Annotated in this window: 19 protein-coding genes and 2 tRNA genes; 15 read left to right on the top strand and 6 right to left on the bottom strand. The window is 37.7% G+C overall.

Annotated features, from left to right (window positions below; genetic code table 11):
* Position 1 precedes the first annotated feature (1 nt).
* On the bottom strand, positions 2 to 1018 hold the full coding sequence (epmB, locus tag NO346_RS05410) for an EF-P beta-lysylation protein EpmB (RefSeq protein WP_256414520.1): 1017 nt from the start codon (positions 1016 to 1018) through the stop codon (positions 2 to 4).
* An 86-nt stretch (positions 1019 to 1104) separates the two neighbouring features.
* Between epmB and efp the strand changes: the two genes are divergently transcribed.
* The 8 genes from efp (at position 1105) to NO346_RS05370 (ending at position 8984) form a co-directional block, all read left to right on the top strand.
* The gene (gene efp, locus NO346_RS05405; protein ID WP_004913097.1) at positions 1105 to 1674 is read left to right on the top strand and encodes an elongation factor P; all 570 of its coding nucleotides are present in this window, start codon (positions 1105 to 1107) and stop codon (positions 1672 to 1674) included.
* 192 nt (positions 1675 to 1866) lie between these two features.
* A complete protein-coding gene (locus NO346_RS05400) occupies positions 1867 to 3972 on the top strand; it encodes a carbon starvation CstA family protein (RefSeq protein ID WP_178883063.1) in 2106 nt (701 codons plus the stop codon).
* On the top strand, positions 3969 to 4274 hold the full coding sequence (locus NO346_RS05395) for a YbdD/YjiX family protein (RefSeq protein ID WP_171287512.1): 306 nt from the start codon (positions 3969 to 3971) through the stop codon (positions 4272 to 4274). Before NO346_RS05400 ends, NO346_RS05395 begins: the two co-directional genes overlap by 4 nt.
* A 78-nt stretch (positions 4275 to 4352) precedes the next feature.
* Complete coding sequence (locus NO346_RS05390) at positions 4353 to 5312, top strand: MoxR family ATPase (RefSeq protein ID WP_256414517.1); 960 nt, start codon at positions 4353 to 4355, stop codon at positions 5310 to 5312.
* A 13-nt stretch (positions 5313 to 5325) separates the two neighbouring features.
* Positions 5326 to 6228: a DUF58 domain-containing protein gene (locus tag NO346_RS05385; RefSeq protein WP_256414515.1), complete on the top strand. Its 903-nt coding sequence runs from the start codon at positions 5326 to 5328 to the stop codon at positions 6226 to 6228.
* Between the two features lie 4 nt (positions 6229 to 6232).
* Complete coding sequence (locus tag NO346_RS05380; RefSeq protein WP_256414514.1) at positions 6233 to 8221, top strand: DUF3488 and transglutaminase-like domain-containing protein; 1989 nt, start codon at positions 6233 to 6235, stop codon at positions 8219 to 8221.
* 34 nt (positions 8222 to 8255) lie between these two features.
* Positions 8256 to 8332 (top strand) — tRNA-Val (locus NO346_RS05375).
* A 418-nt stretch (positions 8333 to 8750) separates the two neighbouring features.
* Entirely contained in the window at positions 8751 to 8984 is a 234-nt protein-coding gene (locus tag NO346_RS05370) for a hypothetical protein (protein ID WP_256414513.1), read from the top strand.
* 52 nt (positions 8985 to 9036) lie between these two features.
* On the opposite strand, the gene NO346_RS05365 is transcribed toward NO346_RS05370, so the two are convergent.
* Positions 9037 to 9720 (bottom strand): pirin family protein, encoded by a 684-nt coding sequence (locus NO346_RS05365; protein WP_256414512.1) that lies wholly within the window; start codon positions 9718 to 9720, stop codon positions 9037 to 9039.
* 193 nt (positions 9721 to 9913) lie between these two features.
* The gene (gene argG, locus NO346_RS05360) at positions 9914 to 11257 is read right to left on the bottom strand and encodes an argininosuccinate synthase (protein ID WP_256414511.1); all 1344 of its coding nucleotides are present in this window, start codon (positions 11255 to 11257) and stop codon (positions 9914 to 9916) included.
* 291 nt (positions 11258 to 11548) lie between these two features.
* Here argG and NO346_RS05355 point away from each other — a divergent pair, with 291 nt between their 5' ends.
* The 5 genes from NO346_RS05355 to NO346_RS05335 all read left to right on the top strand — a co-directional run bounded on the left by NO346_RS05355 (position 11549) and on the right by NO346_RS05335 (position 16591).
* A complete protein-coding gene (locus NO346_RS05355) occupies positions 11549 to 13579 on the top strand; it encodes an NADPH-dependent 2,4-dienoyl-CoA reductase (protein ID WP_256414510.1) in 2031 nt (676 codons plus the stop codon).
* 86 nt (positions 13580 to 13665) lie between these two features.
* Positions 13666 to 13755: transfer RNA gene (locus tag NO346_RS05350), tRNA-Ser, on the top strand.
* A gap of 167 nt (positions 13756 to 13922) precedes the next feature.
* Positions 13923 to 15137 (top strand): integrase arm-type DNA-binding domain-containing protein, encoded by a 1215-nt coding sequence (locus NO346_RS05345; protein WP_256414509.1) that lies wholly within the window; start codon positions 13923 to 13925, stop codon positions 15135 to 15137.
* Positions 15138 to 15369: 232 nt separating this feature from the next.
* On the top strand, positions 15370 to 15699 hold the full coding sequence (locus NO346_RS05340; RefSeq protein WP_256414508.1) for a hypothetical protein: 330 nt from the start codon (positions 15370 to 15372) through the stop codon (positions 15697 to 15699).
* Positions 15700 to 15784: 85 nt separating this feature from the next.
* Positions 15785 to 16591: a DUF5677 domain-containing protein gene (locus NO346_RS05335; protein ID WP_256414507.1), complete on the top strand. Its 807-nt coding sequence runs from the start codon at positions 15785 to 15787 to the stop codon at positions 16589 to 16591.
* A gap of 162 nt (positions 16592 to 16753) precedes the next feature.
* Here NO346_RS05335 and NO346_RS05330 read toward each other — a convergent pair whose 3' ends face one another.
* Both NO346_RS05330 and NO346_RS05325 read right to left on the bottom strand, forming a co-directional pair.
* The gene (locus NO346_RS05330; protein WP_256414505.1) at positions 16754 to 17020 is read right to left on the bottom strand and encodes an AlpA family transcriptional regulator; all 267 of its coding nucleotides are present in this window, start codon (positions 17018 to 17020) and stop codon (positions 16754 to 16756) included.
* Between the two features lie 21 nt (positions 17021 to 17041).
* Positions 17042 to 17332 (bottom strand): pyocin activator PrtN family protein, encoded by a 291-nt coding sequence (locus NO346_RS05325; protein ID WP_371924518.1) that lies wholly within the window; start codon positions 17330 to 17332, stop codon positions 17042 to 17044.
* A 158-nt stretch (positions 17333 to 17490) separates the two neighbouring features.
* On the opposite strand from NO346_RS05325, the gene NO346_RS05320 reads away from it, so the two are divergent.
* On the top strand, positions 17491 to 18666 hold the full coding sequence (locus NO346_RS05320) for a hypothetical protein (RefSeq protein WP_256414504.1): 1176 nt from the start codon (positions 17491 to 17493) through the stop codon (positions 18664 to 18666).
* 18 nt (positions 18667 to 18684) lie between these two features.
* On the opposite strand, the gene NO346_RS05315 is transcribed toward NO346_RS05320, so the two are convergent.
* A complete protein-coding gene (locus NO346_RS05315; RefSeq protein WP_256414503.1) occupies positions 18685 to 19602 on the bottom strand; it encodes a hypothetical protein in 918 nt (305 codons plus the stop codon).
* Between the two features lie 508 nt (positions 19603 to 20110).
* Here NO346_RS05315 and NO346_RS05310 point away from each other — a divergent pair.
* Entirely contained in the window at positions 20111 to 20443 is a 333-nt protein-coding gene (locus tag NO346_RS05310) for a hypothetical protein (protein ID WP_256414502.1), read from the top strand.
* Positions 20444 to 20475 lie beyond the last annotated feature (32 nt).

Genomic DNA, 20475 nt, shown 5'->3' with positions numbered 1-20475 from the left:
CTCAGAACGTTTGAACCCCAAAAAGCGGTGTTTTATTTTTTTCGCCCGCAATTTCCCTGACGAGTTTTGGAACTAAATATCCAGGTAAACTCGCTAATACATCACTGTATATATGATCTATCTCTGAAGATCTTAAGTCAAAATGTTGAGCACCTTTTACTTTATCCAATACATGTAAGTAATAGGGCATAACCCTCGCTTCAAATAGTCGATAACTTAGATGAGTTAAAGATGTTGCAGAGTCATTCACACCTTTAAGTAAAACTGCCTGATTTAACACAGTAATATGATGTAATGATAACTGTAATAACTTTGAACACGTGAAATCATCAAGTTCTGAAGCATGATTTGAGTGTATCACTACTACAATGCGTAGCCTACTGTTTTTTAAAATAGAAATAAGCTCTTCATCGATACGATTGGGAATAACAACTGGAACTCGTGAATGGATTCTCAATATTTTGAGTTGAGGTAAAGATTCTAATCGCTCTATCCAAAGTGCTATTTTTCGATTAGATAAAGTTAAAGGATCGCCCCCACTGAGAATGATTTCATTGATGGCAGGGTTGTCTTCAATATATTGTTTTATATTTAGCCAATCATCATTTTTAGGTAAATTTTCTTGATATGGAAAATGGCGGCGGAAACAATAACGGCAGTGAATTGCGCATGCACCTGTTAAGGTCAGTAAAAAGCGAGACTGGTATTTGTGTAAGACACCAGCCATTTGATTGGCTGCTTCCTCACCTAATGGGTCAGTAACAAATTCAAGATGTTCTTCAAGTTCAAGATGGTGTGGTAAAACCTGTAATAACAAAGGATCAAATGGATCCCCAATACGCATTTTTCCGACGAATGCACGTGGAACGCGTAATTTAAACTGTTCAGAGGCAAGTATTGCCCCTGATAATAATTGCTTGGTGGATAATTCAAGCAGATTTAACAACTCCAAAGGATCAGTAATTAGATCACTGAGTTGTGATTGCCAGTTTTTCTCTTGATGTAAATAGTTTATCATGCCATACGTTAAAATAGTGATAGCCTAAGCTGTGCGCGTAGTCTAGCACTAATAGATTTGAGTTTTAAGTTTGGAGTGAGCCTTTCATGGCCTATTATTCTACAAATGATTTTAAAGCAGGCCTCAAGGTTATGCTTGATGGCAACCCATGTTCAATCATGGAAAACGAATATGTAAAACCAGGTAAAGGTCAGGCGTTCAACCGTGTGAAACTGCGTAACCTGCGTTCTGGTAAGGTATTGGAAAAAACATTCAAATCAGGTGATTCTTTAGAAGCTGCTGATATCGTAGAAGTAGAAATGGAATACCTCTACAACGATGGCGAAATGTGGAACTTTATGGATCCAGTAACTTTTGAGCAAATCGCTGCTGATAAAACAGCAATGGGCGACGCTGCAAAATGGTTAAAAGATGATTCAAATGAAAAATGTACCATCATGCTCTTCAATGGCGTACCTTTAACAGTGAGTCCACCGAACTTTGTTGTGCTTAAAATTGTTGAGACTGACCCAGGTGTACGTGGTGATACTTCTGGCGGTGGCGGTAAGCCAGCGAAACTTGAAACAGGTGCAGTAGTACGTGTTCCATTATTCGTTCAGCAAGAAGAAAGTGTTCGTGTTGATACGCGTACAGGTGATTACCTAGAGCGCGCATAATCGTAAATGAGTAGTAATGCTACGTAAGTTATACGATTATCGAAGGGATGATTAAACAATCATCCCTTTTTTTATGCCAAAGTATTAGATAAATCATTTTTAATAACAGATAGACTTACAAAGATATTTCTTCTAAAGAAAACATAGGAAGGGAAATCCAAAACTACAGCTTATGTATTTGAGAGGTTCTGAATGGAGACAGTACAAGCAAAGTCGACGCTATCCTCAAAAATTCTGTGGAGTTTAGTTGCCATCATTGGTGCAATTTCATTTGGAATTTTGGCGGTAAGTCGTGGAGAGCATGTCAATGCAGTTTGGCTCGTTCTTGCCGCGGTTTGTGTTTATAGCATTGCATATCGGTTCTACAGTTTATTTATTGCAACAAAAGTCTTTGAATTAAATTCTAAACGCTTAACACCAGCACATCGTTTGAATGATGGTCTGGATTATGTGCCCACTAATAAATACGTTTTATTTGGACATCATTTCGCTGCTATCGCAGGTGCAGGGCCTTTGGTTGGGCCAATTCTTGCAGCGCAAATGGGTTACTTACCAGGAACCATTTGGCTTTTGGTCGGTGTGGTGATTGCAGGCGCGGTACAAGATTTTCTTGTGCTATTTATCTCAACTCGGCGTGATGGTCGGTCTTTGGGTGAAATGGCAAAACAGGAGTTAGGTACTTTCGCAGGTGTTATTGTGATGTTGGGTACGCTCGGTGTCATGATTATCATTCTTGCGGTACTTGCATTGGTTGTCGTAAAAGCTTTGGCGCATAGTCCGTGGGGGGTGTTCAGTATCGCAGCAACCATCCCAATTGCATTATTCATGGGCATATACATGCGTTATCTACGCCCAGGGAAAATTGCTGAGGTTTCGATCATTGGCTTTGTGCTAATGATGGCGGCGATTGTCTTTGGTGGTGATGTAGCAAAAGACCCTTACTGGGGGCAATTGTTCACCTTAACTGGAACTCAACTAACTTGGGCACTCATCATTTATGGCTTTATTGCGTCAGTATTGCCTGTGTGGTTACTGTTAGCGCCTCGTGACTATTTATCAACCTTCCTTAAAATTGGTGTAATTGCAGGTCTGGCGATTGGAATTATCTTTGCAATGCCTGAACTCAAAATGCCTGCGGTGACTCATTTTGTTGATGGTACAGGTCCTGTATTTGCAGGCAGTTTATTTCCTTTTCTATTTATTACCATTGCCTGTGGTGCGATTTCGGGTTTCCATGCGCTAGTTTCTTCAGGAACAACTCCAAAATTGGTCGATAACGAAGTCAATATTCGTATGATCGGTTATGGCGGCATGTTGATGGAGTCATTTGTCGGTATCATGGCAATGATCTGCGCAACCGTACTTGATCCAGGGATTTATTTTGCGATTAATGCACCAGCGGCAGTTCTGGGTACAACGGTAGATACTGCTGCGGAAGCGGTGCGTAATCTAGGTTTTATCGTTACACCTGAGATGCTGACTGTGCTTGCTCAGGAGGTTGGTGAAAGTTCAATCCTTTCTCGTACTGGTGGAGCGCCAACTTTTGCGATTGGTATGGCTCATATCATTTCGGAAATTTTCAATAGTCGTGCAATGATGGCATTTTGGTATCACTTTGCCATTTTATTTGAAGCATTATTTATTTTAACTGCAGTGGATGCGGGAACACGTGCTTGTCGCTTCATGGTGCAGGATACCGTTGGGATTGTTGTGCCTGCAGTAAAACAATCAGGTTCATTCTTTGGAAATTTGGTTGGGACGTCTGTGGCAGTTGCAGGTTGGGGCTTCTTCGTTTATCAAGGCGTAGTAGACCCTCTTGGTGGCATTAATTCTTTATGGCCATTATTTGGAATTGGAAATCAAATTCTCGCTTCAATGGCATTGATCTTGGGTACAGTTATTTTATTCAAGATGAAGAAAGAGAAGTATGTTTGGGTAACGATTGTTCCAACGATTTTCCTATTTATTACTTCTATGACGGCGGGTTGGCAAAAGATTTTCCACGAAAATCCGAAGATTGGTTTCCTTGCTCAAGCGAATCGTTTCTCTGATGCAATTGCACGTGGTGATGTACTTGCCCCTGCGAAGTCAGTTGCTGAGATGCAGACGATTGTGTTGTCGAATCAGATTAATGCAGTACTTTGTGGATTCTTTATGATTGTTGCAATTGTTATGATTATTGCATCAATCGGAATTATTCGTCGTGCTTTACAAAGCCCTGTCCCAACAGTAAATGAAGCACCTGCCGTATTTACTGAAACTGCAATGACAGCAGAAACAGTGAAGGGAGAGTCGTGATGGATTTTAAAATTGCTAGGCAAGGAAGTGCTGTGATTGTGAAGATCATTAAGTTTACGATCATGTCGCAAAAACACCTGATCTTTTCGCCCAAAAACTGGTCTCGTATTGCAACTTTATGGCAAAACTTGCAAAAAAGTTTTCGTTTGATGGTGGGTGTGCCTGATTATGAAAATTACGTAAAGCACATGCAAGCGCATCATCCAGATTTAACGCCAATGGATGCTAAGACTTTTTATCGTCATTGTATCGATGCGCGTTATCCATCATCGGGTGGGAATTTGAAAAAATGTCCTTGCTAGAAGTCATTTGATTTCTTTGAAAAAAAACTAAAACAGTGTATGTTGAATCATGCACTGTTTTAGTTTGAGGATTACGTTATGTGGGGCATGGAAAAAGCTTCTATTCAAGAAAAACAACAAAAAAATCAAGAAGTAGAGCAAAATATTAAAAATTTTACTCAGAAAATCGAACGTTTTTTGGTTGAAGTGAATCAACTTATTTTAGATAAACCACGACAAACTAAATTAGCGCTGACCTGTTTATTGGCAGGTGGCCATGTATTGTTTGAAGATTTACCAGGATTGGGTAAAACGACTCTAGCTAGTGCCTTAGCTCGTCTAGCAGGGCTGCATTTTCAGCGGATTCAATTTACCAATGACATGTTGGCGAGTGATGTCATTGGGATCAATATTTTTAATCAAAAAGAACATTTATTTGAGTTCAAGAAAGGTCCAATTTTTACTCAGATTTTATTGGCAGATGAGATCAATCGTTGTAGTCCAAAAACACAGAGTGCATTACTTGAAGCTATGGAAGAAGGTTCGGTCACTGTTGATGGAACACATTATGACTTACCGCAACCATTTTGGGTGCTGGCAACGCAGAATCCACTATTTCAAAGTGGAACTTATGCTTTGCCTGAGTCACAACTTGACCGTTTCTTGATGCGTTTATCGCTCAGTTATCCGTCTCGTCAAGCTGAAAAACTACTGTTACAACAAAGCTCACGTCAGGTTTTAATTCATCAATTAGAAGCGGTATTTACGCAAGTTGATATTTTGCAATTACGTGAATTAGCAAAACAGGTTTTTTTAAGTGATGCTGTACTCAATTATATTTTAGATTTGGCTGCTGAAACACGTAAACAACGGCATGGCTTATCAACACGTGGAGTTTTGGCATTAAAAGCTGCTGCACAAGCTTATGCACTGGTTGAAGGTCGCAGTTTTGTGACTACTGATGATGTGCAAACCATTTTTGTTGCCGTGGTTGCTCATCGTTTAAGTTTAGGCGAAATAGAGGTAAAACAAATTTTGCAATCGGTTGATGTCTTATAGTTGAGATTGGCTTATGCAAAGGATTCAGCAGTGGATTGCGAAACGCTTTCAGGTTAATGGGACTAAAACCCTGTTACAGAAAGATGTTTTGGTTTTTATTTATAAGCAGGGTTTTCTATATCTCATTCTGATTCTAATTACCTTTATTGCAGGGATTAACTATGCAAATAATTTGATTTTAGGTTTTTGTTTTCTAATCAGTGCAATTTTATGGATTAATTTTTATCTCACATTCAAGCAATTGCATGTTTTACAAATTGATCTGATTGCAGCTGAAGTTGGGCAAGTCGATCAGCCTTTCATTTTAAAACTTCGCTTTAATCAGCCATCGGTAATGACCCGATATTTACGTATTCAATGGCTGCAACAAGAACAATTAATTTATTTAGATCAGCAACAACAGACCTTCGAACTGGCTTTTTTTCCGAAGCAGCGTGGTTTATTTGAATTTGGTGCGATGAAAATTTATTCGACCTATCCTTTAGGTTTGGTGCGAGCGTGGACTTATTTATATCCAAAACAAAAAGTGTGGATTGCACCTAAAGCGCATGATTGGCAAAAAGAACATAAAAATCAACCAACCAATGCGAACGATAGTTTAGATGAATTTAAGGAGCTTAGGGCCTTTCAACAAGGCGATTCTTATCAAAATGTGGCATGGAAGCAAGTTGCTCGAGGACAGGGCTTTTTTATCAAAATGTTTGAGGCTCAAACAAATCATCAATATTTAGAAATTGATTATCAAAAAATCCCTGCACAAAGTCATGAGGAAAAATTAAGCTTTATGATGGGATTAATTGAGAAATGTGAACAACTTGGTCATGATTATGCATTGATACTGCCACATGCAAGATTAGAAAGTGGTCAGGGGCAGATGCAGCTTCTTCAAGCAAAACTTCTACTTGCACAGGCCTAAGATTATGACCAAACAAATCTATTTTTGCATTTTAGCTGTATTGGCATTTGTATTAATTGGGCAAGTGGCTTTTATTCCTGTGACATTGAGTGGGTTGTGGGGCGTTATTTGGCTTATATTGGTATGGCGATATAGCAAACAAAAAATTTCACCATTTCCACGCTTATTTTTAGTTTTTTTCTCTTTATTATCTTTGGGTCTTATTTATTTAAATTATCAAACTTTACTGGGAGTAGAAGCTGGAGTCGCATTTTTAAGTACGTGTTTATTTGCGAAAAGTTTGGAAGCCAAGAATACCCGTGATTTATTGATTGTATTTAACTTTGCCTTATTCGTCAGTGCCAGTTTATTGTTACATAGTCAGGCATTCTGGATGGCTGTCGTGGTTTTTTCAGCATTTGTGATATGTTTGATGGGGTTGTATCGGATTCAAACTGGTCTATTTAACCAGCATCAATTATTATCCAATCAGTTAAAAAATGATGTTAAACAAATTCTAAAGTTTGTCGGGATTGCGACACCGTTCTTTATTATATTATTTATTTTCTTTCCTCGGTTGCCACCTCTTTGGGCAATTCCTATTCAAAAGAATCAAGCCACTACTGGGATTAGTGATCGTATGTCTCCAGGAGACATTGCACAACTATCACAATCATCGGCTTTGGCTTTTCGTGTTGTTGCAGATATGAGACAACTACCAGATAGACAGGAGCTTTACTGGCGTGCTTTGGTTTTGGATGAGTATGATGGTACAACATGGACCAGTAGTTTTTATAATCAACAGATTAAAAGCGTAACTTCAAATTCTCAAGGAGTTGCCTATCAATACTTAGCTGCTGATGAACAGGCAAATTGGATCATGGGGTTGGAATATTCCATTCCACAAGAACGTTATTTACAACTGTATCAAGATGATAGTATACGCCCATCTAAACTTATTAAACGTAATCAACCTATCCAAATGTTTTGGTTGGGGCGTACATCAACATCTTCTACTTTGTTATCATCACGTCAAATTGAATTTAATACTCGATTTGATGAAGATCGCGATGAGAAAGCACAACAATTAGCCCATCAACTGTTTGAACAAAGTCAGCGACTGCCTGAAAAATATATAAAAACTGTGCTGAATTGGTATAGAAAGAATAACTTCGTTTATACGCTGACCCCAGGAATATTAAGTGGGGATCGTATAGATCAATTTTTATTTTCTAGTCGAAAAGGTTTTTGTGAACATTATGCTTCTAGTTTCGTGATGCTCATGCGCTATGCAGGGATCCCTGCCAGAGTTGTGACAGGTTATCAGGGGGGGCAGTTTGCATTAGATGGGGAAAGTTGGGAAGTTCGCCAACTTGATGCTCATGCATGGAGTGAAGTGTATTTAGATGGAAAATGGAAAAGGATCGATCCTACAGCAATTATTGCACCACAACGTATAGATTCAGGAATGCAGAATTATATGGCGGAGGATCAGAAAGTTTGGGGAGATGCACAGGCACAAGCATGGCGTTTACAACAGTTTAAATTTCTGAAAAACATGCGTGTTTGGAGTGACTATTTAGGTTATCAATGGCAGTCCAAAGTTGTGGGTTACGATGCAGTTAAACAAAAAAATTGGTTATCTAAGCTAGGCTTTAATTCAAGCTATAGCTATGTGCTGATCTTAATTATTGGTATTGCAGGAGTTTTAGTTGTATATGTTAGTTTTTATTGGTGGAGCCAAACACGTCAGCAAGAATTATATCAACGTGTCATTATTCAATTCCAAAAGCAATTGCCTAAACATTTGCATAAAAGATCAGAGGAAACATTTCAAGTTTGGATGCAGCGTTTATCAAGTGTAGATAGTGATCAAGAATCATTTCATCAAGTAGTTGTGTTATATCAAAAAATTGTGTTTTTAGAACAGAATACTCAGCAAAATATTCAAGAATTTAAGAAACTGCTTAAAGTCTGTGCGATCGCAATTAAACAATCTCAAAAAAACTTGTGAAGCTGATTAAAAATGAATATTATGCTCTCATTCTAGGTGTATAGCTCAGTTGGTTAGAGCGCTACGTTGACATCGTAGAGGTCTCCAGTTCGAGTCTGGATATACCTACCAAGATTTTAATAAAAAAGCCCTAAGTTTATAAAATTTAGGGCTTTTTTATTAATACCACAAATATTTGCTTAGAAGAATAACTCGGTAACTGGGTTGAATTGCAATTTAGAATGAGTTTCTTATACTTGAACAATTTTTATCAGATATTAGAATCTTGACTCAGCCTGATATTGGTGCTAATTTAATCAATAAGGAAGTCATATACTATTTGGGATTTAAGAGAAATCTTGCCTAAATGAACGAAGATATGATGACCTTAATACACAGCTAACAACGAACGAAACGATTCTGATTGTTTTTAAAAATGTTCAAGGTTGTAGAAAAGCCCGTTAATCGGGCTTTTTTAATGCCCATTATTTTTAAAGCAAATTTACGCTATAGTTTGTCATAAGGATTAGGATAGCGATAGGGAATTGTGATGCTGATATTTATGATTATAGTGATTGTTATTGGTTTGATTTTATTGTTCTTTTTTGCCAAGAAAACTGATTCTACACAAGATAATTTTGATTATAGCCAGCCATATTCATCAACAACCTCCTCATGTGATTCTTCTCAAAATAATGATTTCAGACGTTCTGATGAATGTAGCTCAAATGATGATTCGAGCTCAGACTCAAGTAGTTGTGATAGTAGCAGCAATAATGATTAGAAAAAGCTTGTACCCCATGAGGGGCAAGGGGTACAAGATAAACTGAGTTTAATTAAGGTAGATCAAACCAAATCATTTGGCTGTCTTGCAATGCAGTAATGGTTGCAGTTTCATCGAATACTAAAGCATCACCTGCTTTAACCAAATGATCGGCAATCATTACTTCACCTGAAATCACATGCACGTAGTTCACTTTTTTTCGTGCTGTAATTTCTAAATGTTGATCTTTTTCAATGACAGCAGTTTTCACTTCTGCATTTTGACGAATCGACATTGGCGCAGATGCATCACCAGCAATCAAGTGCCATTGGTTTGGATGGTCTTTTGGATTCAGCTGAATTTGCTGATAGGTTGGTTCGGCATCTTGCACATTCGGTTGAATCCAAATCTGTAATAGATGCACCGCTTTATCATGCTTATTCATTTCACTGTGGGTGACCCCAGTTCCAGCGCTCATCAATTGCCATTCACCCGCATTGATCTGACCTTCATTGCCCATACTGTCTTTATGGGAAATAGTGCCATCAAGTACACAGGTTAAGATTTCCATGTTGTCATGGGGATGAGTACCGAAACCATTATGCGCAGCAACTGTATCATCGTTAATCACGCGAAGGGCACTGACACCCATATATTTCGGGTTATACCAGCTACCAAATGAAAAGCTATGATAGGTGTCTAACCAGCCTGCTTTGACATGACCACGATTTTCACTACGATGTAGATAAGCATTCATCTTTCATCTCCCAATTATTATGTTTAGCTTAATGCTTATATTATTGATTCATAATGACTATAAATAGTCTTTAATTGCGACATATTGTTCTATAAATGAAATGATTGAGTATTTAACTTTTTATTTCAAATAATAAAAAAGGCTGAATCAAATATTCAGCCTTTTTAAGTGGGCAAATTAATTTACCCATCTTTTATTTTGATTTATTTTCTAGCTGTGGAATTGCAGAACCTTGGCCAACAGCAAGTAAACCTGTTTCAGTATAGATACCGAGTTTTGCACGGGTATCAGTAATGTCGAGGTTACGCATGGTTAACTGACCGATACGATCCATTGGCGTAAACATTGAATCACCTTTCTCCATGGTTAAACGCTCAGCTTCATAAGTGAGGTTCGGAGATTCAGTGTTCATAATGGTATAGTCATTACCACGACGTAACTCTAAAGTCACAGTACCTGTAATCGCTTTCGCCACCCAACGTTGTGCAGTTTCACGAAGCATTAATGCTTGAGAATCGAACCAACGACCTTGGTAAAGCAAACGACCTAAACGTAAACCGTTAATGCGGTATTGTTCAATCGTATCTTCGTTATGAATACCAGTCACTAAGCGCTCATAAGCGATATGTAATAAAGCCATACCTGGTGCTTCATAGATACCACGAGATTTCGCTTCAATGATTCGGTTTTCGATCTGGTCAGACATCCCCAAACCATGACGACCGCCGATACGGTTTGCTTCTAGAATGAATTCCACTGGATCTTCGATACGTTGGCCATTTAATGCAACAGGGAAGCCCTCTTCAAAGGTGATCGATACTTCTTCAGCATCAATTTTTACATCATCTTTCCAGAATGCAACGCCCATGATTGGCTCAACGATTTTAATACCAGCATTGAGATATTCTAAATCTTTGGCTTCATGCGTCGCACCCAACATATTTGAGTCAGTTGAGTAGGCTTTTTCTTTTGACATTTTATAGTCAAAGCCGTTGTCGATTAAGAATTGCGACATTTCGGCACGACCGCCTAACTCATCAATAAAGGTTTGGTCTAACCAAGGCTTATAGATTTTGAGGGCAGGGTTGGTCAATAAACCATAACGATAGAAACGTTCAATATCGTTACCTTTATAAGTAGAACCATCACCCCAGATGTTGACGTCGTCTTCTTTCATCGCCGTCACAAGCATTGTACCTGTCACTGCACGACCCAAAGGTGTGGTATTGAAATAAGGAACACCGCCAGTACTAATGTGGAATGCGCCACATTGAATTGCTGCAATACCTTCAAGCGCAAGTTGTAAACGACAATCGATTAATCGAGCTTTGACTGCGCCGTATTGTTCAGCTTTCTTTGGAATTGCATCATAGTCATCTTCATCAGGTTGACCCAAGTTTGCAGTATAAGCATAAGGCTCTGCGCCTTTTTGTTTCATCCACAATAAAGCTGCTGAAGTATCGAGACCACCAGAAAAGGCAATCCCAACTTTTTTGCCTACAGGTACGTGCTGCAAGATAGTTGCATTATCAGTCATTGCTTGTCCTAACTTTTATGAGTAAAGACCCCGAACAGGTAGTCTTGAGAATAAAAAATCGGAACTATTGTAACACTTTTCATTGAGCTTGTTTTCCTGAAAGAAAAACTAAGCAGAAAAATTATGTTCTAATACATTTGATTTTGGTTTTTTAGATTGGAAATCAAAATAGTTACATTACTTTTGACTTTAGGGTCAGCATTTTCTTGAAAAGAGTCATAAACACATATAAAAATTCAGTTAAAGTACTATGCAACAAGTTGCAAAGCCAATAAATACAGAAGGAATACCATGACTAGCTATGCAAATATTTTAAAGCCATTACATCTCGGATTTACGACCATTAAAAACCGTGTGGTCATGGGATCGATGCATTCAGGCTTGGAGGATCGTTTTTTTAATTATCCTAAACTTGCTGCTTATTTTGGTGAACGTGCCAAAGGTGGGGTCGGCTTAATCATCACGGGTGGGATTTCACCCAACCGTCAAGGCTGGTTATTACCTGCGGGTGGTACTATGAACAGTCTGGCAGATATTCCTCATCACCGTCTGGTCACACATGCTGTGCATAAGCATGGCGCAAAAATCCTGATGCAAATCCTGCATTCAGGTCGTTATGGTTATCATCCATTTTCGGTTTCTTCATCGCCAATTCAGGCGCCCATTAATCCTTTTAAACCACGTCAAATGTCGGATAGCCAGATTTTGGCCACCATTGAGGATTATGCCCGTTGTGCAAGCCTGGCAAAAAAGGCAGGCTATGATGGTGTGGAAATCATGGGTTCTGAGGGTTATTTGATCAATCAGTTCCTGAGCAACCATGTCAATAAGCGCACAGACCGTTGGGGTGGCGATATTGAAAACCGTATGCGTTTTCCCGTGGAAATCGTCAAGGCGATTCGTGCCAAAGTTGGTGAAAAATTCATTATTTGTTTCCGCCTGTCCATGCTTGATTTAGTGCATGATGGCAACACCATGCAGGAAGTGATCGTTATTGCCAAAGCATTGGAAAAAGCGGGAATCACACTTCTAAATACAGGAATTGGCTGGCATGAGGCGCGTATTCCAACTATTGTCACTTCAGTTCCACGAGCTGCATTTGTGGATTATACCGCCGAAGTTAAACAGCATGTTTCAGTACCAGTGATTGCGTCAAACCGTATCAATATGCCAGATGTTGCTGAAGAGATTGTTGCTTCAGGACAGGCGGATATGGTGCAAATGGCACGACCATTCCTCGCTGATCCATACTGGGTCAATAAAACTGCAACCAACCGTGTGGATGAAATTAATACCTGTATCGCTTGTAATCAGGCGTGTTTGGATCATGCCTTTAAAAATGAGCGTGTCTCTTGTTTAGTCAATCCACAGGCATGTTTTGAAACTGAACTGGTATATATCAAAACCAAGAAACCAAAACGTGTTGCGGTTGTGGGTGGTGGTGTTGCAGGCATGTCGGCTGCAACAGTGGCGGCAAGTCGTGGTCATGCCGTAACCTTGTTTGAAGCCAATAATGATGTGGGCGGTCAGTTTAATCTAGCGAAAGTTGTTCCTGGAAAAGAAGAATTTCATGAAACCATTCGTTATTTTAAAGTTCAACTCAAACAAACAGGTGTGGATGTTCGCTTAAATACTAAGGTCAATCGTGAACAGTTGGAACGTGAAGGCTTTGATGAAGTGGTGATTGCAACAGGCGTAGTGCCACGCGTCTTAAAAATTCAGGGTAGTGATGCACCACAAGTCTTGTCTTATGCAGAAGTACTAAAAGGCGCTAAGGTTGGACATAAGGTTGCTGTGATTGGTGCAGGTGGTATTGGTTTTGATGTGTCAGAGTTTTTACTAAAACCACCTCATCAACCACAGCCACAACCATTGGCAGAATGGCAACGCGAATGGGGCGTTGATCCAAACCCTAATTATATTTCTGAAGGCGGTGTACAACGTCCAGAAGTTGAAATGCCTGTACGTCAGATTTATTTATTGCAACGTAAAACAACGCCTTTGGGTATTGGTTTGGGTAAAACCTCAGGCTGGGTACATCGTGCACAATTGAAAAAGCATGCTGTTCGTATGCTTCGTGGTGTGCAATATAAGGCTGTAACTGACGAAGGCTTATGGGTTGAGCATAATGGCCATGACCAGTTATTGCGTGTGGATACCATTGTGGTGTGTGCAGGTCAGGAATCAGTAAAAGATTTAGTACCGCATGAGAATGAAACCACATTGGCAAAATATCATGTGATTGGTGGTGCAAAGTTAGCAGGTGAGCTGGATGCCAAGCGTGCAATCCGCGAAGGGGCAGAATTGGCCGCTAAACTCTAATAATTGATGAAACATTATGCATTTGAATACATTGCAGTTAAATTTCTCTTGAATAAAGAGGGCAAGCTTTGTATTCTTACGCACATGGAAGCGTGGCAGAGCGGTTTAATGCACCGGTCTTGAAAACCGACGAGGGTGTGAGTCCTCCGTGAGTTCGAATCTCACCGCTTCCGCCAAATTCAAGTTTCTGACACTGTTTAACACTATATAAGTTTATGATTTATAAAGTTAAAGTTGGAAATATACGATATAACAAGCCCTGACGCACTACGCCAATCGGTAGTTATAAAGTAGTAAAAAATGCAGTAAGATTATTTCTTACTGCATTTTTTATGTCTGAATTATGGCAACTCGTGGAATCAATAAGCTTAGTGCTTTACAAGTCAAAAAAGCCAAACCTGATCCTGACAAGATGTATAAGCTGTCAGACGGTGGAAATTTGTATTTGCGTATTGACCAAAGCGGTAGCAAGTACTGGATCTTCAATTACACACGTCCGTTCTTAGGTAAGCGTAATGATTTATCTTTAGGGACTTATCCAGAAGTTTCGTTAGATGACGCACGTACGATTCGTGATGAATATAAGAAACTCATCAAGCAGGGCATAGACCCAGCAATGGAGCGGATTGAAACCAAGTCTCAGAAACAGAAAGAAGCAGAAAATACCTTTCGTATTGTTGCTGAAGCATGGCTATATAAACGTGAACTTGAACAAAAGCAGGATGAGGAAACAGTCCGTCGTTTAAAGCACGATGTCTATCCTTACATTGGTGATTTAACCTTTCCACAGCTTACCTTAGAAATCCTTGAGATTAAGGTCTTTAAGCGCATCATTGAGCGTGGAGCCTTGTCAGTTGCCAAACGCCTTAAATCAGACCTGAACCAAATCTTTAAATCAGCGCGTAAAAAGAAGCTGATTCAATACAATCCTATTGAGGATATTGAATTGCCCAAACCACGGGGTGGGAACTTTGCAGCAGTAACAGAGGAGCAAGACCTAGCTCCGATGCTTAATAAAATTTGGAACTACTCCAAACTTTATACACGCTGTTTACTGACCACACAGGTGGCGTTAAAAATCTCTGTGCTGACATTTCAGCGACCAGGGGAGATACGCAAGCTGAAAAAAGAGTATTTCTATCGTGAGGAGAGATGCTTTAAATTTACAGCCAGTAAAACCAGGCAGCTTCATATTGTGCCATTGTCAGATCAAGCCTTTGACTTGATTGAGTCAATTATTGATCTGCATCCATACAGCGAATATATTTTCGTGGGTCGGGATGGTAAAACCTGTATTTCTGACAATACTATCAATTCAGCCTTGAAACGTTTGGGCTATGGTGGTGAGCAGACAGCACATGGCTTTAGGGCAACAGCACGTACCATGCTAGATGAAATCTTGGAACAACGAGTTGATTTTATTGAGCATCAATTAGCCCATAAGGTCAAAGACAATAATGGTACAGCTTACAACCGAACCAAATTCCTAAATAAACGCCAACAGATGATGCAGGAATGGGCTGATTATTTGGAATCTTTACTCGAACTGCAATTTTAATGACATCGAAAAACAGCTAAAGATAAATAGACCATTTTATCTCGATCATTGGACTATATCAAAGAGTTCTTGGCAGCTTGGCAAAGGCTAGGCTTTCTCATAGTGGTCGTTATGACATGAGTAAGCTTAAAACTGATTGTGGCCAATGGTGACCTTTTAGGCTGATTTTAAAGCTTGTTTTATATCTGATGTTTAATTTGTGTTATATTGGAATGCAAAAGTGGGGACATTTATGAATCAGGCTCAATTTTTAAAACGTTTTTTTGAGATTGAGGCTGGTAAAAAGTTACCTCATTCTGAGGAAACTTATAGTGATATGAGTTTTGAAGTAACGATTACACCATATGTTCCTGAAAAAAATTACGTTGTAGTATTCTCTGGTAGTCATCCAATATTTCCCATAATTATTGACTTTCCAACAAATGAACATCATTTAAGATTAGGTCTTATTGATCTTTTTCTTATTGCTACAGATAAAGTTAGAAAAGGTAAAAAGCGGATTAATTTTCTTAAACTCATTGATGAGTATGTAAGAACAAATAATTTAATCCAATTGGATTAGTTGTGACCTTGGATAAATAAGATTTTGTTTAATGTTATAGAAAATATAGAATATAAGTATCCATCTCTTTGGAAATTTAAAGTAAATGGCAATAGGCGATAAAAAATTTACGGTAGCTTTTAAAAGTTACTGTAGAACACTTAACCTAGCAGTTAAAATTTCTCGCTTGGGGGCAGGTCGATATGGTGAAAAAGATAAAGTAGTTTGGGCCTGTATTCTTTTTACTAAACTATGCACGACTAGTAGAAGCTTAAGAAAATTATTAGATCACGATGTGTCCAAGGAATATAAAGCGGATTGGGATTATTCCTCAGCTTTTAGCCTTACGAGGAATATAATGGAATGTTATCAAACGCTTTTTTATTTATGTTTTGATAATGTGTCGGATGAAGAGTTAGAAGCCAGAAAGGCTCTTTTTAATGTGCATGATTACTATTCTAGAAAACAGTTTTTTTCATTTTTCCCTGATAGTTATGATGGAGAAAGAGAAAATGTTGAGATTGAGAAACTTGTTCTAGAAAAATTAGAAAGTTGTAGCTTTTTTAAAGACTTACAAGAAAATGAAAAAAGTAAATATTTAAAAGGAAAAAATGCTTTTTTTATAAGTAGAGAGGATATTGAAGAGCGAGAAGGAGTAGATAAAAATGATTTCAGATATTGGTATAAGCTGTTATCAACGAATGTTCATTCTTTCCCAATGGGATTTTTTAGAATGATTGAAGGGAATAGAGGGACAGGAGTACATTCAGAGGTTGAGGAAGGATATAGTGCGGTTGCTTTAGAGCTTGCGGAAAGTTATTTAATTCGTGGCTGTCGCAATATGTTAATTTTTTTTCCAGATATTCTAGAAAAAATTAGCCCTCAAGAAAAAAAACTACTCTACATTGAATAAGCTCGTTTATTAGACATTTAAAATTTGAGTGGAACACAGATTTCTTAATAATGATTAGATAAAAGGTTTAAGGTAATCTGTAAGAATTTCTAAAATTAATATTACCTCTTATGCAAAATATTATGATTTAAAAACAGCCTGTCATAGACAGGCTGTTTCGTTTTATGCTGCTTTTGTATTTTTCTGCTCAAGCCAAGCATTGATTTGACTTTCTGCCCATGTTGGCATACTTGCTGTTAAGTATGTCGGTTCAGGAAAATCACCACGACGAATCATTTTCCAGAAAGTTGATTCAGCCACATTTAGTAAGCCTTTACTTGCAGGCTTGTGGGACAGTCTCCGTCTGCGACCACTACGATCTACATAGTCCTTTGCTGGGCGTTCAGGATAGTTCACCAAATCCTTGACACGATAGCGAGGTTCTAACATTTCATGCTCCCTAAATGTTGCTTAGATTGTTGCTTGGATGGCTTTTTGCATCGAGGTTTGGAAGCCTCGATAATTTTGTGCGTAAATTTCATCCAGCACGCTAGCCAGTTCCTCTATCCGTACAAAGAATGGTGCTTTTTGACTGTCATCTATTCTAAAGCACACAAAAGGAAATTTGTGCTGACGTGCTTTTTCAAGCACTTTTTCTTTGCAAAGATGGGGGTAATATTCTTTGCAGACATCCTCCAGTTTGATATAAACTGAACGGAACTTTAAAAATAAATAGTCGATGGTGTTTAACTCGTTCATCATGACTCCATTGTTTGGTAAAGTACAAAACAAAGCAGAAAGTAAAAAGCTGGGTTGCCCCAACACTTTTGTGCTGCTTGATGAAGGACATTTTGGTACATCACCATCCTGTATTAAATGTGGTAAAAAGAGTCCCCCTTTCTGCCAAGACACAACACGCTATGCCTAGCCTTACAGAAGTTCAAAATACAGCCATCACACTTATGGATTATTTCTATTTCCATGATACAGCATCACTCTCGACTTATTCAGTTCCTAAAAATGAGTTTTTTCCGCATTTTACAAAAACGATTGATGATGTAACCTATGCTAGAGGTCATCAAGGAAAAAAATTCCATTTATATCAACATTTTTTATTGTGCTACATTGAAACTATGGCAGGTACTCCACAACCATTAGAGGTTAATAATTATCTTGAGTTGGTTGAGGCTGCCAATAGACTATTAGAAAAAGTGGCAAGTAATGTAGAGAAACAAGGCTTTGCTTTAGATGAGTTTCGTGCAGATATAGATACATTAGATGAAATATATAAGTTTGCTACTATAAAAAGAGAACTGGTATATAAGTTAGTTGCTCAATATCTCTATTTTGAATATGACCTAACTTCAATTGCAGTATTTAATAAATTTTTAGACCTTGAGATTTTGAAATCAGATCGCTATCAAGCTAAAAATGCAGAGGATAAAAAAGAGCGTTTTAATGATATTTTCTTTAGAGCAATGTTATTCATTGAATTTGAGGTTTATAAAAAACAGTTATACGTGAAAAATACTTATAAAAAAATAACTTTAGAGATTGACTTTAATAACTCAGAAGAAAAAATTAATGATATGCTTTTATTTGTAAAATCAATGAAACAGGTTCAATTACAGATAGGAAATGATTATCAGAGTATTGCAGATATAGACCTAGATTCTAAAAAGAGTATAGAGAAGTATATAAAAGAAATAAACAGCAGATTGGTTCACAATAGATTGTTTTTAAATAATATTTCTCAATGCATAGGACTCATGGGAAGTTGGTTTGTGAACTATTTTAAAGAGACTAATACTGAACGAGCTACTCATGCAGAGCCATTAAACGAAGATGATCCAAAGAAAAAAGTCTGTACAGTTGAAGCTAAAGAGCGAATGTTCGAGCATGGATTTACCTTACATGAGCCAAGAACATTTAATGATCATTATAAAGATTTCTGTTTATATTATCGGTTGGTAAGAGAGTATTTCCGTACATTTTCAGAAGATCAAATTGGTATTATGACTCCTGATATTATAAATTATTTCTTTATTATTAGAAATGATGATGTACGTTTTGGCCCCCTATTTAAAACACTATAGAGGGCTTTAATGGAAAGATTAATATAACGAGTCACCAGAATTAGGGTCTGAACACTCTTTAATGTAACGCTCGTTAATTAATCTTTCGATGACCTTTTCCTGTGTCATATTCCATTTAAAAGACAAGATACGCAAGGATTCTAATGCTATTTTAGGTAAAGCATAATGATGAGCTTTTTTCCCTTTGTTTTTTTTGCGGTATGTTTTTTGATACCACGCATTTGACATTTTATCTTTTAACGCTGAATAAATGTCCTCATTCTCATCAAATAGTCTGTCAAAAATAATATTAACAGTCGTTCTATACTCCTCATCGGTGATAGGTGTATAGATTGTACTCCTATATTTATCATCGCTGTCCATATAGTTTTTCGCCCAACGGTAGAAGTCCACCGTATCACTTTTCACAAAATGAACAAGATGTTTGTTAATTAGGCTACTATATCTCTCCTCAATAATATCTAGTTCCCTAGAGCGTTGGCTATATTCTGGATGGCAGTAGATAATGAATAATAGTCTAAAGAAACCATTGTTAATATCATTAATGCTTCTATCCCAACGTCTAGAATCTGCAACATAATAGTTTAATGCGAATGCTAATAGTCTTGGATCTAGCTTATGCTTAGATAGATTTTTTCCACGGTTATTAAGGCGATTAATAAGACAATAAATTTGATCCAAATAATCATCAATAAATCTCCAACTCTGTGCTGAATAATAATGGATAATGATTTGGCGAATTTCACTTAACTCCTTAATGGTATTTATTTTTTGAATAAAAGCACGCATTACATTCCTATCTAGTTCACGATGAAAACTTCTAAAGTTACCTAGCTCACTATCCATTTCCATTAGGAACAATGCAGCAATAAGATCATCATCCTTTAGTTGATTGAGTGCTGATCTTAGTGGGTTAATATCTTCAAAGTTGCTCATTTTTACACCTCTTTACGAAAAACTTACCCTTAAATTTTAGATGTATTGGGTAGAGCTTCAAGTAACTTTTCCGTCCTGTTTCAGACGTTTTCCCCTTATTTTTTCGAATGTTTCTTGTAGAGGGGTATTGTAGGTGGTGGCAACCCCGACATGCAGGGGGATGGTGTTATCTTCACTTGAATCTAACTTTGATGTTCTTCATCGAGTGATGGAGTTGTTCTGCTTAGGTCGAAACCTGTTGTACCAGAACTGCTTATAAGCGACAGATAACTCAATCTTCAAAAAGAGTACTTATTTTTTGCTGATTATAATACGTTTATTGGATTTTGTCTATATACAGCAAGGCTTTTAATAGTGGTAGCTGTATTGGAGTTAATAAATGTTCAGGCTTTTTAATGCGGGTTATTAATATTATTAATTAATTCTATCACTTAGTTTAAATAATAAAAAATATAAATTTACAGAACTCATCCTTTATATGGTCTTAATTACTGTAAAAGGAAATCTAGTGAGTATTAGTGAAGCAGGTTTATTGATAGAGATTGAAGATTTTATTCTTGATACTTGTGAATACCAAACAAAGTCCAGAAGTTTTTTTAATAGACTAGCCAGATTGTTAATTGACTTCGATGAAGTCTATAATCCTGATTATAGCTATTTTGGATGTATTGAAGCATTTGTCGAATTACGTTATGACCTGAATGATTATCTTGATTATGAAGATGAGTTAGTACAGCAATTAAGAAATTTATCATTTGATTATATTCAACGTCGATTTGATTCTTATGTAACAAGGGGCTTTGTTGCACAAAGATTTGAAATGCAAAGCGCCCCTAATTGAGCCAAATTTAAGGCGTAACTTGGGTAAGTGGT

The organism is Acinetobacter sp. 5862, from assembly GCF_024494585.1.
Classification (GTDB): domain Bacteria; phylum Pseudomonadota; class Gammaproteobacteria; order Pseudomonadales; family Moraxellaceae; genus Acinetobacter.
Note: the sequence above shows the minus strand (reverse complement) of the source record. Positions and strands in the feature narration are given on the sequence as shown.

Coding starts and splice junctions, on each gene's coding strand:
- epmB (WP_256414520.1), bottom strand. CDS start 1,018: ATGATAAACTATTTACATCAAGAGAAAAACTGGCAATCACAACTCAGT.
- efp (WP_004913097.1), top strand. CDS start 1,105: ATGGCCTATTATTCTACAAATGATTTTAAAGCAGGCCTCAAGGTTATG.
- NO346_RS05400 (WP_178883063.1), top strand. CDS start 1,867: ATGGAGACAGTACAAGCAAAGTCGACGCTATCCTCAAAAATTCTGTGG.
- NO346_RS05390 (WP_256414517.1), top strand. CDS start 4,353: ATGTGGGGCATGGAAAAAGCTTCTATTCAAGAAAAACAACAAAAAAAT.
- NO346_RS05385 (WP_256414515.1), top strand. CDS start 5,326: ATGCAAAGGATTCAGCAGTGGATTGCGAAACGCTTTCAGGTTAATGGG.
- NO346_RS05380 (WP_256414514.1), top strand. CDS start 6,233: ATGACCAAACAAATCTATTTTTGCATTTTAGCTGTATTGGCATTTGTA.
- NO346_RS05370 (WP_256414513.1), top strand. CDS start 8,751: ATGCTGATATTTATGATTATAGTGATTGTTATTGGTTTGATTTTATTG.
- NO346_RS05365 (WP_256414512.1), bottom strand. CDS start 9,720: ATGAATGCTTATCTACATCGTAGTGAAAATCGTGGTCATGTCAAAGCA.
- argG (WP_256414511.1), bottom strand. CDS start 11,257: ATGACTGATAATGCAACTATCTTGCAGCACGTACCTGTAGGCAAAAAA.
- NO346_RS05355 (WP_256414510.1), top strand. CDS start 11,549: ATGACTAGCTATGCAAATATTTTAAAGCCATTACATCTCGGATTTACG.
- NO346_RS05345 (WP_256414509.1), top strand. CDS start 13,923: ATGGCAACTCGTGGAATCAATAAGCTTAGTGCTTTACAAGTCAAAAAA.
- NO346_RS05340 (WP_256414508.1), top strand. CDS start 15,370: ATGAATCAGGCTCAATTTTTAAAACGTTTTTTTGAGATTGAGGCTGGT.
- NO346_RS05335 (WP_256414507.1), top strand. CDS start 15,785: ATGGCAATAGGCGATAAAAAATTTACGGTAGCTTTTAAAAGTTACTGT.
- NO346_RS05330 (WP_256414505.1), bottom strand. CDS start 17,020: ATGTTAGAACCTCGCTATCGTGTCAAGGATTTGGTGAACTATCCTGAA.
- NO346_RS05325 (WP_371924518.1), bottom strand. CDS start 17,332: ATGATGAACGAGTTAAACACCATCGACTATTTATTTTTAAAGTTCCGT.
- NO346_RS05320 (WP_256414504.1), top strand. CDS start 17,491: ATGCCTAGCCTTACAGAAGTTCAAAATACAGCCATCACACTTATGGAT.
- NO346_RS05315 (WP_256414503.1), bottom strand. CDS start 19,602: ATGAGCAACTTTGAAGATATTAACCCACTAAGATCAGCACTCAATCAA.